The organism is Acinetobacter lwoffii (assembly GCF_024129355.1).
In the GTDB taxonomy this organism is placed as follows: Bacteria; Pseudomonadota; Gammaproteobacteria; order Pseudomonadales; family Moraxellaceae; genus Acinetobacter; species Acinetobacter lwoffii_I.
The window spans coordinates 25,620-41,824 of sequence record NZ_JAMXXP010000026.1 but is presented as its reverse complement, the minus strand read 5'-3'; the positions used below and the strand labels follow the sequence as shown (position 1 = coordinate 41,824).

General features: G+C 43.9%; 16 protein-coding genes. 7 read left to right on the top strand and 9 right to left on the bottom strand.

The features are described 5' to 3' along the window. The 3 genes from NI468_RS11970 to rimI form a co-directional block, all read left to right on the top strand. Positions 1 to 125: EF-Tu C-terminal domain-related protein (locus NI468_RS11970; RefSeq protein WP_075861485.1), on the top strand; the 125-nt coding region annotated here is incomplete at its 5' end. Positions 126 to 348: 223 nt separating this feature from the next. After that, positions 349 to 1,230 carry a metal-dependent hydrolase gene (locus tag NI468_RS11965; protein ID WP_253102085.1) on the top strand — a complete coding sequence of 294 codons (882 nt, stop codon included), beginning with the start codon at positions 349 to 351 and terminating at the stop codon, positions 1,228 to 1,230. Positions 1,231 to 1,335: 105 nt separating this feature from the next. After that, entirely contained in the window at positions 1,336 to 1,797 is a 462-nt protein-coding gene (rimI, locus tag NI468_RS11960) for a ribosomal protein S18-alanine N-acetyltransferase (RefSeq protein WP_253102082.1), read from the top strand. Between the two features lie 12 nt (positions 1,798 to 1,809). On the opposite strand, the gene NI468_RS11955 is transcribed toward rimI, so the two are convergent. From NI468_RS11955 to trxB, 3 genes are all read right to left on the bottom strand, one after another. Further along, positions 1,810 to 2,625: an arginyltransferase gene (locus tag NI468_RS11955; RefSeq protein ID WP_253102080.1), complete on the bottom strand. Its 816-nt coding sequence runs from the start codon at positions 2,623 to 2,625 to the stop codon at positions 1,810 to 1,812. Positions 2,626 to 2,646: 21 nt separating this feature from the next. Next, positions 2,647 to 3,378 carry a leucyl/phenylalanyl-tRNA--protein transferase gene (aat, locus tag NI468_RS11950; RefSeq protein WP_253102077.1) on the bottom strand — a complete coding sequence of 244 codons (732 nt, stop codon included), beginning with the start codon at positions 3,376 to 3,378 and terminating at the stop codon, positions 2,647 to 2,649. A 92-nt stretch (positions 3,379 to 3,470) separates the two neighbouring features. Then, the gene (gene trxB / locus NI468_RS11945; RefSeq protein ID WP_004646117.1) at positions 3,471 to 4,433 is read right to left on the bottom strand and encodes a thioredoxin-disulfide reductase; all 963 of its coding nucleotides are present in this window, start codon (positions 4,431 to 4,433) and stop codon (positions 3,471 to 3,473) included. A 249-nt stretch (positions 4,434 to 4,682) separates the two neighbouring features. On the opposite strand from trxB, the gene NI468_RS11940 reads away from it, so the two are divergent. Continuing rightward, positions 4,683 to 7,742, top strand: coding sequence for a DNA translocase FtsK (locus tag NI468_RS11940; RefSeq protein WP_253102074.1), 3,060 nt, complete (start codon positions 4,683 to 4,685; stop codon positions 7,740 to 7,742). Between the two features lie 61 nt (positions 7,743 to 7,803). On the opposite strand, the gene NI468_RS11935 is transcribed toward NI468_RS11940, so the two are convergent. The 6 genes from NI468_RS11935 to NI468_RS11910 all read right to left on the bottom strand — a co-directional run bounded on the left by NI468_RS11935 (position 7,804) and on the right by NI468_RS11910 (position 12,323). Beyond that, positions 7,804 to 8,091, bottom strand: coding sequence for a PA4642 family protein (locus NI468_RS11935; protein ID WP_004279254.1), 288 nt, complete (start codon positions 8,089 to 8,091; stop codon positions 7,804 to 7,806). Between the two features lie 196 nt (positions 8,092 to 8,287). Continuing rightward, positions 8,288 to 8,560, bottom strand: a complete 273-nt coding sequence (gene minE / locus NI468_RS11930; protein ID WP_004279256.1) for a cell division topological specificity factor MinE — start codon at positions 8,558 to 8,560, stop codon at positions 8,288 to 8,290. A gap of 2 nt (positions 8,561 to 8,562) precedes the next feature. After that, positions 8,563 to 9,375, bottom strand: a complete 813-nt coding sequence (gene minD, locus NI468_RS11925) for a septum site-determining protein MinD (RefSeq protein WP_004646120.1) — start codon at positions 9,373 to 9,375, stop codon at positions 8,563 to 8,565. A 66-nt stretch (positions 9,376 to 9,441) separates the two neighbouring features. Further along, the gene (minC, locus tag NI468_RS11920) at positions 9,442 to 10,155 is read right to left on the bottom strand and encodes a septum site-determining protein MinC (protein ID WP_168386748.1); all 714 of its coding nucleotides are present in this window, start codon (positions 10,153 to 10,155) and stop codon (positions 9,442 to 9,444) included. Between the two features lie 159 nt (positions 10,156 to 10,314). After that, positions 10,315 to 11,379, bottom strand: coding sequence for a preprotein translocase subunit SecA (locus tag NI468_RS11915; RefSeq protein WP_168386749.1), 1,065 nt, complete (start codon positions 11,377 to 11,379; stop codon positions 10,315 to 10,317). Between the two features lie 2 nt (positions 11,380 to 11,381). Continuing rightward, a complete protein-coding gene (locus NI468_RS11910) occupies positions 11,382 to 12,323 on the bottom strand; it encodes an acyltransferase (RefSeq protein WP_168386750.1) in 942 nt (313 codons plus the stop codon). 252 nt (positions 12,324 to 12,575) lie between these two features. Here NI468_RS11910 and NI468_RS11905 point away from each other — a divergent pair, with 252 nt between their 5' ends. From NI468_RS11905 to dut, 3 genes are all read left to right on the top strand, one after another. Beyond that, positions 12,576 to 13,229 (top strand): YiaD family glycine zipper/OmpA-like lipoprotein, encoded by a 654-nt coding sequence (locus NI468_RS11905; RefSeq protein WP_004646124.1) that lies wholly within the window; start codon positions 12,576 to 12,578, stop codon positions 13,227 to 13,229. Between the two features lie 137 nt (positions 13,230 to 13,366). Further along, positions 13,367 to 15,406: a UvrD-helicase domain-containing protein gene (locus NI468_RS11900; RefSeq protein ID WP_004730583.1), complete on the top strand. Its 2,040-nt coding sequence runs from the start codon at positions 13,367 to 13,369 to the stop codon at positions 15,404 to 15,406. A gap of 47 nt (positions 15,407 to 15,453) precedes the next feature. Further along, positions 15,454 to 15,906, top strand: coding sequence for a dUTP diphosphatase (gene dut, locus NI468_RS11895; protein ID WP_004646127.1), 453 nt, complete (start codon positions 15,454 to 15,456; stop codon positions 15,904 to 15,906). The last annotated feature ends 299 nt before the right edge of the window (positions 15,907 to 16,205 follow it).

Sequence of the window (16,205 nt, the reverse complement as noted above, 5' to 3'; positions counted from 1 at the left end):
GTGACAACGTTGAGATGTCAGTAGAGCTAATCCACCCGATCGCAATGGACCCAGGTCTACGTTTTGCGATCCGTGAAGGCGGTCGTACAGTTGGTGCTGGTGTAGTTGCTAAAGTAACTGCATAATCGCTGATTGTGTAAGAAAAGCGCCTCTTTGAGGCGCTTTTTTTTGATCTAAACTTTTATAAAACTAAAAATAAATTGTCTGACAATGATTTTAAAAGCTGTCCTTATCTGATATCGGCTTGACCTAAACTGCACTTATGTAAAAAAAATTACCACGTAATATACAGATAAGAATATGAATATTAAATTTTCGGGCCTGGATTGGCCTGATGGGAGTGGTCACATGAATGCGAAAGTAAATATTACCAATCGTGCCGGTGCTAGTTTTCCAGTTCGTCGCATGAACTTTGATTTTGATGCTGTACCGGAATATTGGATGAATGGTTCAGCAGGTCTCACTCATTTTATGACGGCATTATCTGCGCTATTTCCAGCAGGTGAAAAGTTTTTTATAGATTCAGTCCGTGCGGTGCGTAAACATCCTGCGATTGCCAATAATGAAGCATTACAAAAAGAAATTTCCGCTTTTATTGGTCAGGAAGCGATGCATACTCACGAGCATATCGGCTTTAATGCATCTGCACAAAAACATGGGCATGATGTCGAGACGCTTGATCGTTATACCGATAAAGTCATTCAAACGACACGTAAAGTCATGGCTAAACTGGGTAAGCCTGTGGGAATTACCCAAGAAATGGTAGATTTGACTGCAACCACGGCACTTGAGCATTTCACTGCAACCATTGCCTCACAGCTTTTGACCAATAGCCACATTCAGGAATTGATGACAGATGAAACCATGAAAACCATGTGGTTATGGCACGCCATCGAGGAAAATGAACATAAGGCAGTGGCTTATGATGTCTTCGAAGGGGTTTTTGGCAAAGGATTAAAAGCCTATGCATTGCGTACGTCTTCCTTGGTCATCGCAATGGCAACCTTATTTGTGGTGCAAAGCTATTTCCTTGCCCGTCTGCTCAAACAGGATCAGCAGCTCAATTTTGAGTCCTTAAAAGCCATTTATACCTATGCCTATAGTCCTTCTAAAGGTGTCATTACGGGTATGGCGAAAGAAATGCTGATGTATTTTAAACCGGGATTCCATCCGAATGATCATCATACAGATCGACTGCTGGCGACTTGGAAAACTAAATTGGGTCTGTGACAGAACTGAAGATTGAAGAGCGACTGAAATCGCTCTTTTTTTTGCTCGATTTTTTGCATGAACTTTCTATAATGCGGAGGTTGATTCTATATAAGATGAACGAAGATGATTCGTTTAATGCAAGCAGCGGATGTAGAAGCCGTTGCAAAGATTGAGAGATCGGTTCAATCACACCCCTGGACTTTCAAACAGTTCGAAGATGCTGTAACAGCTTATCAAAGTACCGTGATTGAAGTGCAAGGGCAGGTGGCCGGATTTTGTATTTTACAACCGGTGCTAGATGAAGCCAATTTATTGCTGATGGCGATTGATCCGGCACAGCAAGGTCAGGGCTTGGGCTATCAGTTGCTGGAGGCTTCAGTGGCGATGCTAAAAAATAATCCGGTGCAGATTTTCCTAGAAGTGCGCGAGAGTAATCTGGCTGCGATCAAGCTGTATGAAAAATCAGGCTTTCATCAGATTGATCTGCGCAAGAATTATTATCCTAACAGTAACGGAAGCCGTGAACATGCCATCATTATGGTGAAAGCATGTACAGATGATTTTGCCAGTCTGTTTAAATCATAAAAGCTGACGACCTTATTTAATAATCTGGTGATTCCATCCGCTGGGTAAGGTCGTCATTAATGAGTTTCCCAAGTGCTGAATCTCCGTGGCACTTAGGGCATGATTTAAGCGTCGCCATTGTCCATCGATCAAGAGTTCCAGTGGCAGGTACTGAGATTTGTAATTCATCTTGTTGGAATGTGGTACCCAATATCCCAGATAGATAAATTGCAAGCCCAGCTTTTGTGCATGTTCAATCTGTTTCAAGATCGCAAATGCACCGAGTGAACGACGATTTTCATCAGGATCAAAGAAGGTATAGACGGCAGAGATGCCATCATCCAGCAGATCGCAGGTGGAAACGCTGATTAGACGCTCACCTTGCCATAACTCCAGAAAGAAGCTGTCGGTACAACTTTGTAATAAAAATTTTTCGAACTGATCCCGAGTCGGTGGAAACATGTCGCCATCTGCGTGGCGTTCATTGATATAGCGTTCATACAGCGCATAATGCAGGTCACCGGCGTGCTCTGGACTGGTAATTTTCATCACCAGATCCTGATTACGTTTCCAGGCTTTTTTTTGTGAACTGTTCATGCGGAATTCAACAACAGGCACACGCGAAGACAGACATTGACGACACAGATGACATTCGGGTCGATACACGAAATCACCACTGCGGCGGAAACCGGTACGTGACAGTTCCGATAAAGTTACGACATCAATTCGATGTGCAGGATCCAGAAAAACCATGCGCGCCGACTTGTTGGGTAAATAGCTACAATCATGCGGCGGCGTAATATAATACTGTAAATCGTTCAGTAGGGCCTTTGGCTGATAAGAGTTCATAACAACTACCCTCTGTTATTTTCATTCACTTAAGCGCGCGTTTTGCGCTATTGTTTTACTTGAAAATACACCTTCCTGATAATTTTTCCAATCGATAGCAGGCTTTTTTACAATATCTTGTAAAGAATTAAGATAGGCTTGGCGAGAAAGTGTGCAGGCACCCAGGCTTAAAAGATGATCGTTGACCAGTTGGCAGTCGATCCAGGGTAGTTTATTTTCCTGTCCAATCAGCATTAAAGTATAGAAAGCCATTTTAGAAACATCGGTTTGCGTACTAAACATGGATTCACCAAAACAGCCTTGACCGATGGTCACACCATAAAGTCCACCGACGACGCGATCTTCATCCCAGACCTCAATGCTATAACCATATCCTGCGTCGAACATGTCACAATAGCCTGCGATAATATCTTCACTGATCCAGGTGTCGTCTGCATAAGCACGCGGCAATGAACAGGAACGAATCACCCTTTCAAAAGCATGATTGACCGTAATTTTATAGTCCTGCTTTTTCATATTGCGTAGCAGGGATTTGCTTGGATGATAATCTTCGGGGCGAATAATGCAGCGTGGTTCCGGACTCCACCAGCAAATTGGATCACCTTCTGAAAACCATGGAAATAATCCATGTGTATAGGCTTCATAAAGTGTAGAAGGGGAGAGGTCGGCACCAATACAAATCAGTCCTTCACCTTCAGGATCAACCTCGACCGGATTGGGAAAAATGAATTCTGAGAGAGGAAGTAAAGACATGGCAGACCCGACATAAATCTATAGATAAATCATCATCTCATTCTAGCAATAAAAAAGCCGCCCATAATGGACGGCTTTTTTATTCTTGCTGCTTAGTCTAGTTTGCCCATCGCATCAAGATATTTTTCTGCATCAAGCGCAGCCATACAGCCTGAACCGGCAGAAGTAATGGCCTGACGGTAAATGCTGTCCGCAATATCACCGGCTGCAAATACACCCGGTACCGAAGTTTGGGTTGCATTACCTGCAGTACCGCTTTGTACCTGGATATAACCGTCACGAAGCTCTAACTGACCTTCAAACATGGTGCTATTTGGCTTGTGACCAATCGCCACAAACATACCCGTCACATCGACGTTTTGAGTAGAGTCATCTTGAGTTGATTTAAGACGAACCGAGGTCACGCCAGATTGCGCATCACCTAATACTTCATCGACTTGATGGTTCCAGATAATGCTGATCTTGCCTTCTTTTTCTTTGGCAAATAAATGATCTTGCAAGATTTTTTCAGAACGTAATGAATCACGACGGTGAACCAGAGTCACGTGAGACGCAATATTGGATAAGTACAACGCTTCTTCAACAGCGGTATTACCACCACCGACAACCATGACTTTCTGGTTTTTATAGAAGAAACCATCACAAGTCGCGCAAGCACTGACACCTTGACCCATATAGGCTGCTTCAGATTCCAGACCGAGGTATTGGGCAGTTGCACCGGTACAGATGATCAGGGCATCACAGGTGAACTCTTCCATATCGCCTTTTAATACGAACGGGCGCTGGCTAAGATCCACTTCATTGATATGGTCATACACGATTTCAGTGCCAAAACGCTCTGCATGTGCCTGCATACGTTCCATCAATGCTGGACCAGTCAAACCTTCGGGATCACCCGGCCAGTTATCGACGTCAGTCGTCGTGGTCAGCTGACCGCCCAGTTGCAAGCCTGCAATCAGGGTAGGTTTCAAGTTTGCACGCGCTGCATATACTGCTGCGCTATAGCCTGCAGGGCCAGAACCTAAAATAATCAGTCGTGAGTGACGTGCGCTCATCAGCTGTATCCTTTTTTATTTAGAAATTTATTGAATTATACGTGAAACTGTATAACAGTGGTGTGAGATTAAAGTCGATATTATTGATCATTGAAATCGATTTGGGCTATATAGCATAAGTAACATTGTGCTTGCACAATAGTGCATCTTTTTTCACAGAACAGGTGCATAATATGCATTTTATTGCGTCGCTTTTTTCAAGCATTGAAGCAAAAGAATATTCATGAAGAATTGGTTACAGGACAGTATATGACAGCGGTGTCGAGTGCCTATGCACAGCGCTTAGTAATGACATTATTTTTAGTCTCATTTGGGATTTATCTGTTTCTTGCAACAGTGACCTATACGCCATTTGATCCGGGGTGGATGCATATCTCTAGTGATACGCAGACCGTTTCGAATGCTAGTGGGGTAGCGGGTGCCTGGATTGCAGACCTTTTGTTTGGCTTTCTCGGTTGGGCAAGTCTGCTGATCCCTGTCTATCTGTTTATGGAGGCGATTCAGGTCTGGTGGCCGCGTAGCTTCCTGAACCGGCCATTTCGCTATGCTGCGCAATTCTTCCTGTTGCTGAGCACCTCAGCGCTTTTGTTTTTATTCTGGCAAGTTCCTGCTGATACGCTGGATAATTCTTCCGGCGGTATTATTGGCTATGAATTAGGCCAGAGTCTGGAACAATTGCTGACAGTCTATGGTGCAGCATTCTTCCTGCTGGTGCTTTGGGTGGTGTTATTTACCTTGGCTTTTGGGGTGAAGTGGAACAAGACCTGGAGCAGCCTCAAAGCAACCCCTGCTTATTTACAAGACCTGTTCTACCGTAATGTGCCTGAAGGCATGTCCGATTTTGATCGGACTGCACCTGTCGCCAAAAAAGAGCCAGTCATTAGTGCAAAAAAAGTAGCGGTTGCAGTAACACCTGCGCCTGAGCATCAACTGGTAGAAATAGATCCGGTGGTACGTGATCAGGTGGCTGAACGCTTATTTGATGATTTTGCCGATAAAGAATCACAACAACCGCAGTTTTATGAGGATATTCCTGAGGCTGAGCAGCAGGCTCCTGAGCCAGTCGAGACATTTAAGCAAGTACAGCAAGTGCCTCAACAGCCGGATCGTGTGGTAGCCACAGGCGAGGTGTGGCGTGCCTTACATTCAAATGAAGATCAGCGGCATAAACAGGATATTGATGCCTTACTCAAAGCAGCCGAAGAAGAACAGCTTGATTCTCCAGTCTCACATATAGCTGCTCCACAATCTGTTGCAGCACAGACTCATGCTCACACCAGAACCGCATCGGCTCCACATACAGGTCTGGACTGGGATGATGATGAAATCTTTGATGAACTTCTGGCTGCAGTTCCGCAAGGCAAAACTGCGACCGATGTGCATAGTCCATTCAATACAGCGCCAGCCGAAAAGACCTCAAGAATTGTAGAAGACATGACCAATGTTGCACCGGCCATGGCATCCATGGCGACTGCACATGTCGTGAAAAACAGCGCATTACAGACCGATCTGGATGACCTGGGTGATTTGTTAGTTGAAGAGGAAGAGCCAAGCCAACCGGTACGTAGTTCTAGCTATGCTCAATCTTCTGCTTTTGTTCAGGCACCAATTCAGCATCAGGGTATAGAGCAACCAGTATCTCCTCCTTCTGCAACTCATGCAGCAGTACGCGAGGCTTTATCTAAAGAAGAATTTGTAGAAGCCTGGCAAGAAACGGCTGGTAAACCACAAGATGAAGACGAGTTTGATTTTGATGCTCCTTTAACTGATGCTTCAGGCCGTCCGATGTCACGTGCCATGCAGGTGGTGGAGCGCCGTAAAGATTTATCACCACTTCCAGGGCTAGATTTACTGGATGAAGTCGATCCGAATAAAAAAGTGAATTTTACCGAAGAGCAGCTGGCACGTTTATCTGAATTGCTTGAAATCAAGCTGCAAGAATTTAATGTCAAAGCCAAAGTGGTAGAAGCACAGCCAGGCCCAGTCGTAACACGTTTTGAACTGGATCTGGCGCCAGGGGTGAAAGCTTCTAAAGTGACCAATATTTCCCGAGATCTGGCACGTTCGATGTCGATGGCATCGGTGCGTGTGGTTGAAGTCATTCCAGGCAAGCCGTATATCGGAATTGAAGTACCAAACAGTACCCGTGAAATGGTCCGTTTGATCGAACTTTTGACCATTCCAGCCTTCACTGATCCGAATAGCATCCTCTCCATGGCAATGGGTAAGGATATTTCCGGTAATCCGGTGATTGCTGATCTGGGTAAAGCGCCGCATATGCTGGTGGCAGGAACCACAGGTTCCGGTAAATCGGTGGCGGTCAACTCGATGATTTTATCGATGTTGCTGAAATATACCCCAGATGAATTGCGTTTAATTCTGATCGATCCGAAGCAGCTGGAACTGGCGAACTATAATGATATTCCGCATTTGTTGACGCCTGTAGTCACCGATATGAAAGATGCGGTCAGCGCATTGAACTGGTGTGTCAATGAGATGGAACGTCGTTATAAGCTGATGTCTTTCTTGAAAATCCGTAAACTAAGCGACTATAACCGCAAGGTGGAAGAGGCGATTGCCAATGGTGAAGACCTGATCGATCCAACCTGGAAAGCCAGCGATTCTGTTGTGGGTGAACGTGCGCCGCGTTTGACGCCATTGCCTTCCATTGTGATTGTCGCGGATGAGTTCGCGGATATGATCATGCAGGTCGGTAAGAAAGCTGAAGAGATGATTACCCGTCTGGCACAAAAATCACGTGCTGCCGGTATTCACCTGTTGCTTGCGACCCAACGTCCATCGGTGGACGTGATCACCGGTTTGATCAAAGCCAATATTCCAACACGTGTCGCGCTACGGGTTAACTCCAAGATCGACTCGCGTACTATTCTGGATGCGGGTGGTGCAGAGGACTTGCTCGGTCACGGTGACATGCTATTCCTCGGCCCGGGTAAAATCGAACCTGAGCGTGTACATGGTGCCTTTATTGCCGATGACGAAGTCAACCGGATCTGCGATGCATGGCGTGAACGTGGTTCACCAAATTATGTCGACGAGATCCTGACACCATTTGATGAAGAACCATCCAGCCGTGGTTTTGAAGATGGTGGTGAGGGCAGTTCAGACCGTGATGCACTGTATGACCAGTGTGTAGCTTTTGTTTTGGAAACCCGTAAGGCTTCTACTTCATCCTTGCAACGTAAATTCAGTCTGGGCTATAACCGTGCTGCACGGATCATTGACCAGATGGAAGAAAACGGCATTGTCAGCGGTATGGGTGCCAATGGTAAACGCGAGATTCTGGTTTAATTTCAGTCTACCTTCAATAAAAAAGCCTGCTTTCAAAGCAGGCTTTTTTATGTATTTTGACTCAGGCAAATTTTGCCAATACATCCAGAAACTCGGCACTTTGACGCGGGAAAGTGGCAATCACGTCATGAATCCGTTGTCCTTCCGGATTGGTTGCATTGACATCACGGCCATCAGCGACAAATTTCGTCAACAGGCGTTCATAATCAAATGGACGCATATGCTTGAAAGCATGATAGAGCACGTGAAAATCAGCATTAACACCTGCAGGAGGAAGCTGATTCAAGTAGGCAAATACACGCTCATCTGACCATTCTTCGTTAAAGGTCGCTGGTTGAGATAATGCCATCGCAATTTCCTTGATCTAATGTAGTTTTTTCGGCATGAAAAAAGGCAAAATATGAGACTAGATTAGCAAAGCACTGCTTTGCCTAGTCGCAAGACTTGAAGCTATGCTTCAAGTGGGCGGAATATAGCTAAACTACTATTTCTACCACTCTCATATTTTGCCTTGAATCAATTTACTTGACCAATCAAAAATCAGATTATCGTTCTTCAGGTAAATTGATATTCATTTCAAGCATTTCAATATTGGCTTCAGAACGGACCTGCATTTGAATATGCTGTTCATCGACACCGCGAACATAACGATTGACCACTTGCATGATTTCAGTCTTCATCTGGTCAATTTTGTCCTGGCTCAAGCGACGACCCAAGCCTTGTTCGGATGCAACGATCACTTTCAAACGGTCTTTAGCAGTCCGTGCGCTTGATGGTTTATCCTCGCCACTAAAAAGTTTACTCCAGAATCCTGCCATGTCTACGCTCCAAATAGTCGTGCTAACCAGCCCTTAGGTTTTACCTCGATATGACGGTAAGGACGCTCTTCGCCAAGGAAACGCGCAACCAGATCATCATAGGCCTGACCTGCAGAAGCTTCAGTGAAAAGAATCACCGGCTTACCTTCATTCGATGCCTGTAAAACGCTTGGACACTCAGGAATAACGCCCAAGGTCGGTACACGTAAAATATCCTTAGAAATATCATCAATCGTTAGCATTTCCTGTTTATCGGCACGTTCCGGATTGAAACGGGTAATACACAGATGCTTACGAATGCGACCTTCGTTTTGTTCTACTTTTTTAGTTTTACTGTCGAGCATACCAATGATACGGTCAGAGTCACGTACTGAAGAAATCTCAGGGTTGGTCACAATGATGGCTTCATCCGCATGATACATGGCCAAAATAGCACCACGCTCAATACCGGCAGGCGAATCACAGATAATATAATCAAATTCCTGCGAAAGCTCATCCATTACACGAGCAACACCTTCATCGGTTAAGGCATCTTTATCACGTGTTTGTGATGCAGGTAAAATATATAAATTTTCAATATCTTTATCGCGAATCAGTGCTTGTTGTAATCGTGCTTCGTTATTTAAAACATTCACAAAATCATAAACTACACGGCGTTCACAGCCCATAATCAAATCAAGGTTACGTAAACCTACATCAAAATCAATAACAACAGTTTTGTGACCACGTAGGGCTAAACCTGTTGCAAAAGATGCACTTGTTGTAGTTTTACCTACACCACCTTTGCCTGACGTTACGACAACAATTTTCGCCACCGAATCCACTCCTGTTATGGTTCAAATCCCCTGTTTAAAATGGGGTTTTTGGTGTTTATTTATACATTAAAATTGTAGAGCTTCAAATACAAGCTCTAGTTGATCATTCAAGTAAATATGCACAGACTTTTTAACTACATGCGGTGGAATGTCATCCGCCACACAATAGGTTCCTGCAATTGAAATCAGTTCAGCTTCGAGGCTATGACAGAAAATACGTGCTGCAGTATTACCACCCGCACCTGCAATGACCCGGCCACGTGCGCTGCCATAGACATGAATATTGCCTGAAGCAATCACTTCTGAACCACTGTTGATGCCGGCATTAATAATAATGTCGCCATTATGCTGCACGATACATTGGCCGGTACGCAGAATTTCATCATGATATGAGGTGATATGCGCGACGATCGGGGCAGTAGGCGCTTGATCATCATTCACCGCTGTAGGTTCTGGTTTAACTTCCACCACCTGTTCTTTGGTGGCTTTAATTTCTTCTAACTGGCGATCAGGTGGCAGTACCGGGAACTGAATGGCGCGCGCCTGATCTCCAAGTAAGCCTTCAGTAACAGCCATAGGCTGTACATCCAGACTGATTAACAGTTGGATCAGCGCAATGAGTTCCTGTTCAACTGAACTTTCAATGACTGCCAAAGTGCCGGGTGGAAATGCTGCTTGTAATTTTGGGCTAAGTTGCTGGCGGATTGCATCATGATCATTGGTATCTAGGCTAATGCGTATCGCATTGACCATTCTGCCTTTTATCCGTATATCAGCCATAATTCTTCCTTAAATACTTCTGACCTGCTGGTTTTGTGTCGAAGCAATGTTGTAAATAGTGCAAATCCTAGAACAAATTGCAGTAATTCTCTAGCGATCTCAGTTATTTTTTTATGCGAACAGAACCGGACGGATTGATCTGATTCTGTACTTTAAACTTTACTTATCTATTGAGCTCTGATTTTGCTCATGTTCTTCTAAAATCTGTTGCCATTGTTTGACTTTCACCTGTTTCCGGATTGCTTCAAGTGTTTCAAAAACAGCCGATTCGACCAATTTATCAATATGTGGATTATGTTCAATCTGAATCTGGCTGATTTTATCTGAAATTAGGGCAAAAGTCGGATTTTCTTTTTGACCTGTGTGGGTAAATGGTTCAATCAGTCCTTGCGTGATATTTTCGCCCAGACGTTGACCAATACTTTGAATTTGCTGTTCAATCCGGCTGCCAACAATTGGAATCAAACGTAATAATTGGGTTAGTTCTGGAGTATCTTCAATCGCCTGATTCACTACTTGCCCTACATTTTTAGCGATCATGGAACGTTGTGCCTGTAATTCCTTGCCTAAAGATTCCTGCAAGATATCTGCCAAGGCAATCGCCAGTAATTTACGGTGATGTTCCACCAAATCATCAATTAACTGTTTATGTGATGTGCTCGTGGTCAGTTCACGCTTAATACCGTCCAGTACGGTCAGTACCACCCGGCTAGAAAGCTCTTCCATTAGCATGTTGTAATAAAAGTTACCTTGGCGATACCAGCGGTTAGGAATTACTTTATAACCATGGCTATGCAGGTTGTAGCCAATCGCGACCGCACGCAGCAGGCGCAGGAAACGTAGTTGAGGGATAATGGATAAAATTTCATACCAGTGCACAAAAGGGAAGAACCACCAGCGTCGATGATGACGCAGAACAATCGCGATGACCCAGCGTGCCAGTAATTCACAGACCAAGAAGGTGGTAAACCAGCCCTCGGTAATAATGACCCAAGGGCGTAAATCACTTTTATAAAACTGCAACACTTCGGGTAAACGAATGAAGTCAAACAACCACTGACCAAAATCGCTCATTAAAATGGCGTTGGCACTGAGACAGAACAGATTGATGACGATCAAAACCATCATGAAAATGTCGTAAATCAGTGCAATTTTCCAGCCCCAGGTTCCTTTACGAACAAATTTAAATGAGCTGGACGTAATGTCCGGGTTGTCGTTCTTCATAATTACTCGGTTACAGATCCGACCGGGGCTTGGGCAAAGTTCTGCTGCATTTGTGCGATGAGCTGATCTTTTTCAGTCCAGATTTGATCAATCCATTTTTGAAAACGTGCACGATATTCAGCATCATCTTCATAATTGCCGCCCAGTACCCAGTCTGGAATATCAATTTTTCTTAAATTTACCGCAATACGTGGCACTTCACCTAACCAAAATTCACCATAGCCCGGAATACCGTCAGGATAAACAATGGTCATGTCGACCAGCGCATCAATTTTATCGCCGAGAATACTCAGTGCCAATGCCAGACCACCGGCTTTAGGTTTCAGTAAATGTGTATAGGGAGACTGCTGCTGATCATGCTTTTCTTGGGTAAAACGCGTGCCTTCCAGATAATTTAACAGGGTAAAAGGCTGACTGATCAGCTGTTCACAAGATTTGCGTGCTTCTTCCATATCCCGGTATTTCAGCGCAGGATTTTTGGCAATCTGTTCCTTGCTATGCCGCTTCATCATCGGGAAGCCTAAGATTTTAAAGGCCTGACCCACAAAAGGAATAAAAATAAGCTCCCATTTGGTAAAGAAACGCGTCAGGGGCATACGGCTCAGACCGAAGTACTGGTTGACCGTGGTATCGACCCAGCTTTGATGATTACAGGTCATCAAATAACGGCCCTGCATATTCAAATCCAGTGATTCATCTACACTGATTTGCCATTCGGTATTTTTCAGCACATGCTCAATTAGCCAGTTGTTGACCCCTAACCAGCTGTTGGTAATCTTGATATTGGTTTCATCCACTTTTGCGGATTTTTTAAAAAGTTTGGTTAAACCCAAGGCCAGCACCGGGGGACCATGAAAAAAAGTACTGCCCGTCATGACGGATGTGACCGTCAGGCCACGCGCCAGTTTTTTTAAAGTCGGTTGCTTGTTGCTATTCGATGACATATCCAAACAGTCCCCAGAGATTAATCACTTAAATTTTTTCATATTTTGAGTAATATAGAGACAGTTAGGCAAATAAAAAAGCCTAAACAGGAAACTATGAAGATATTGTGACGAACTACTTGGTTTTAGTTACATATAAACATTACAAAATATTACTAAACGATTTATTATTAACAAAAATTCAATGGTTAGCCCATTCAATTTAAATCATTATCTCGCTTAACAACAAAGCATACAACAAGGAGTCATGCGATGCGTGCACTAGTCATTTCAGCAGCTGTAGCAGGGGCCGTAGCACTTACAGGTTGTCAATCAACTGGTAATAACATCGGTGGTGTGGAATATGATAAAGCTGCTCTAGGTACTTTAATTGGTGCTGCAGCAGGTTACGGTGTTTCTAAAGGCAATGCGAATACCAGCCGTCAAAATAACCGTGCAGCAGCAATTGGTGCTGTTGTAGGTGGTGCAGCGGGTGTCTATCTGGATAACAAAGAGAAAAAATTACGTCAAGCAACAGCGGGTACGGGCGTAGACGTTAACCGTAATGCAGATGGTTCGATTAACCTTGTGATGCCAGGCAGCATTACATTTGATACCAACAAATCAAATATCAAACCAAACTTCTATGGCACTTTAAACAAAGTGGCGCAAGTATTAACTGAAGATAACAAGAGCGGTATCCTTGTAACTGGTTATACAGACAGCACGGGTAATGACTCAATTAACTTGCCATTGTCTCAAGCACGCGCAAACTCTGTAGCGACTTACTTGGCAGGCCAAGGTGTTTCACGTACACGTATTAATGCTCAAGGTTTAGGTTCAGCGAACCCAATTGCAGACAATACAACTGCCGCAGGTAAAGAGCAAAACCGTCGTGTAGAAATCGCGGTATATGCAGTTCAATAATTCTTGAACGCTTAAGAAAAAACCACCTTCGGGTGGTTTTTTTATATCTGAATATTGATCTGATTAATCGTATTTTAAATTAGGCAACTGACGCAGAGATGACTATAATCGGAGCCGAATCTAGAAGAGGAAGCCATATGTCACTCGCCAGTCAGTTAAATGACAAGCAACTTGAAGCCATGAAATACACTCAAGGACCCTTGTTAGTACTTGCAGGAGCGGGTTCAGGCAAGACTTCAGTGATCACGCGAAAAATCGCGTATTTAGTCAAGCATTGCGGGATTCCCGCACATCGTATTACTGCGATGACTTTTACCAACAAGGCAGCACGTGAGATGAAAGAGCGTGTCAGCAAATTGTTGACGCGTGAAGAAAGTAAAGGCGTTTCAGTTTCGACCTTCCATACTTTTGGCCTGAATATGCTGCGCCTGGAGTTGAAACATACCCCACTGAAAAATAATTTCTCGATTCTGGATGCTGACGACTGTAAACGCATTCTGATGGATCTGATGCAGCGTGACAATTTATCCGGTGCAGAAAGCAAAGAACTGATTGCCAAAGCCATGAAAATGATCTCGGACTGGAAAAATGATCTGATTCCACCCGAGCAGGCACATACTACCTGTGAAACTGCCGAAGATGTGCAGTTTGCGCATTTATATCAATTATATGAACGTAATTTACGCGCTTATAACGCCGTGGATTTTGATGACCTGATTGTGATGCCAACGCGCTTGCTGCAGGAAAATGCCGAAGTTCGTGACAAATGGCAAAATCGCGTGCGTTATTTGCTGGTCGATGAATATCAGGATACCAATACGGCGCAGTATATTCTGGTGAAATTACTGGTTGGCGTGATGGGACAGTTCACCGCCGTAGGCGATGATGACCAGTCGATTTATGCCTGGCGTGGTGCTAAACCGGAAAATATGGCCTTGCTGCAGCAGGATTTTCCTAATTTAAAAGTGATTAAACTGGAACAGAACTATCGTTCGACCAGTCGTATTCTCAAAGCAGCCAACACCGTGATTGGTAATAATCCGCATATTTTTGATAAAAAGCTTTGGTCGGACAAAGGCCATGGTGAAGTGATCCGTGTGATTACCTGCCGCAATGATGATGATGAAGCAGAACGCGTGGTTAAAGACCTGATCACGCATAAATTGATGAACGGTAAAAGCTGGAAAGATTATGCGGTGTTGTACCGCGGCAATTTCCAGGCGCGTATCTTAGAAACCCATCTACGTCAGATGCAGATTCCGTATAAATTATCTGGCGGACAGTCCTTCTTCGCACGTGCCGAAATCAAGGACATGATGAGCTATTTACGCTTGATCATTAACCCTGAAGATGACAGTGCATTTTTACGAATTATCAATACGCCAAAACGGGCAATTGGTCCGGTAACGCTGGAAAAGCTCGGTCTATTTGCTCAGGAAAATAATCTGTCGCTTCTGGCTGCGGCTGCGGATCAGCGTCTGACCATGGCGATTCCGAAAAAGGCCACGACTCAATTGGCTGAGTTTGCCGATTTTATTGAGGGTTTTACCCGCAATTTACTGGATGATGATGAACCAGTGCCAATTATCCGCCAGATGATGATTGAAGCCGGTTATATCGATTACATCAAGGAAACTGCAGCCACACCAGCGCAGGAAAAGACCAAGCTCGACAATATCGAAGTGCTCTATAGCAGCATTCAAAGCCTGATTAACCGCGCTGAAGATGTTGATGAAAAAAATATTGAAAGTGTGATTCGTAAAATGGTGCTGCTGGACATGCTCGAGCAGCAGCAGGAAGAAGAGGACACCGATAAAGTCAATTTATTGACTTTGCATGCGTCTAAAGGTCTGGAATTTCCTTATGTCTATCTGATCGGGCTGGAAGAAGAAATTCTGCCACATAAAAACTCGATCGCTGCAGAAACGGTCGAAGAGGAACGCCGTCTGATGTATGTGGGGATTACCCGTGCACGTCAGGGACTGACCATTACTCTGGCAGAACAGCGCAAGGCCGGTGGGCAGATGAAGCAAATGACCCCAAGCCGTTTCCTGGATGAATTACCGGAAGATGAGCTGGAATGGTTAGGCCGCAAGAAAAAGCTGGCCGGTAACATCGATCCAAAATTACAAGCCCAACATTATCTTGATAATTTGCGTAATCTTATCAAACGATAAGGTACAAGACTTGCTCTTATTTTAAATGAAACAACAGGAATGAATACATGAAAGTTCAGGTGAAAGTCCTTGACTCGCGTCTTGGTCAGGAATGGCCATTACCGACTTATGCTACGACAGGTTCAGCGGGGCTGGATTTGCGTGCGTGTGTTGCAGAAACCACAATCATTGAACCAGGCCAAACGGTTTTGGTAAAAACTGGTTTAGCAATCTATATTGAAGATCCTGCATTTGCTGGTCTGATCTTGCCACGTTCGGGTTTGGGCCATAAACATGGGATCGTGTTGGGTAACCTGGTCGGTTTAATTGATTCTGATTATCAGGGTGAATTGATGGTATCCGTTTGGAACCGTAGTCAGACGGCATTCAGCTTAGAGCCAGGTGAACGTTTGGCGCAGTATGTGTTGGTTCCTGTGGTACAAGCTGAATTCGATCTGGTGAATGAATTCGAAGCGACTGAACGCGGTGCTGGCGGTTTTGGTCATACGGGTAAAAACTAAGTTTTAATAATGGCTTACATTCATTAACTGGATGTAAGCCATTTTTAGTTGATTAGATTAAATATTAAAAAAAATGAGTTGGTTGAAATATATTTAAAAAATAAAACCTTATTTTTTCGGCCAAGTAGAATTATTTAAATCTAAAATTTATGTAATGATCAAATGTCTAATTAGATGAAACTCAAAATAAATATAATTGAATAATCATTGTTTAATTACAAGAACCCTATAATTCTAAAGTTGTAGATTATATTTTTATAATTGATTGTTACATTGAAATCGTTTAAAAATAGCAGGTC

Coding starts and splice junctions, on each gene's coding strand:
- NI468_RS11965 (WP_253102085.1), top strand. CDS start 349: ATGAATGCGAAAGTAAATATTACCAATCGTGCCGGTGCTAGTTTTCCA.
- rimI (WP_253102082.1), top strand. CDS start 1,336: ATGATTCGTTTAATGCAAGCAGCGGATGTAGAAGCCGTTGCAAAGATT.
- NI468_RS11955 (WP_253102080.1), bottom strand. CDS start 2,625: ATGAACTCTTATCAGCCAAAGGCCCTACTGAACGATTTACAGTATTAT.
- aat (WP_253102077.1), bottom strand. CDS start 3,378: ATGTCTTTACTTCCTCTCTCAGAATTCATTTTTCCCAATCCGGTCGAG.
- trxB (WP_004646117.1), bottom strand. CDS start 4,433: ATGAGCGCACGTCACTCACGACTGATTATTTTAGGTTCTGGCCCTGCA.
- NI468_RS11940 (WP_253102074.1), top strand. CDS start 4,683: ATGACAGCGGTGTCGAGTGCCTATGCACAGCGCTTAGTAATGACATTA.
- NI468_RS11935 (WP_004279254.1), bottom strand. CDS start 8,091: ATGGCATTATCTCAACCAGCGACCTTTAACGAAGAATGGTCAGATGAG.
- minE (WP_004279256.1), bottom strand. CDS start 8,560: ATGGCAGGATTCTGGAGTAAACTTTTTAGTGGCGAGGATAAACCATCA.
- minC (WP_168386748.1), bottom strand. CDS start 10,155: ATGGCTGATATACGGATAAAAGGCAGAATGGTCAATGCGATACGCATT.
- NI468_RS11915 (WP_168386749.1), bottom strand. CDS start 11,379: ATGAAGAACGACAACCCGGACATTACGTCCAGCTCATTTAAATTTGTT.
- NI468_RS11910 (WP_168386750.1), bottom strand. CDS start 12,323: ATGTCATCGAATAGCAACAAGCAACCGACTTTAAAAAAACTGGCGCGT.
- NI468_RS11905 (WP_004646124.1), top strand. CDS start 12,576: ATGCGTGCACTAGTCATTTCAGCAGCTGTAGCAGGGGCCGTAGCACTT.
- NI468_RS11900 (WP_004730583.1), top strand. CDS start 13,367: ATGTCACTCGCCAGTCAGTTAAATGACAAGCAACTTGAAGCCATGAAA.
- dut (WP_004646127.1), top strand. CDS start 15,454: ATGAAAGTTCAGGTGAAAGTCCTTGACTCGCGTCTTGGTCAGGAATGG.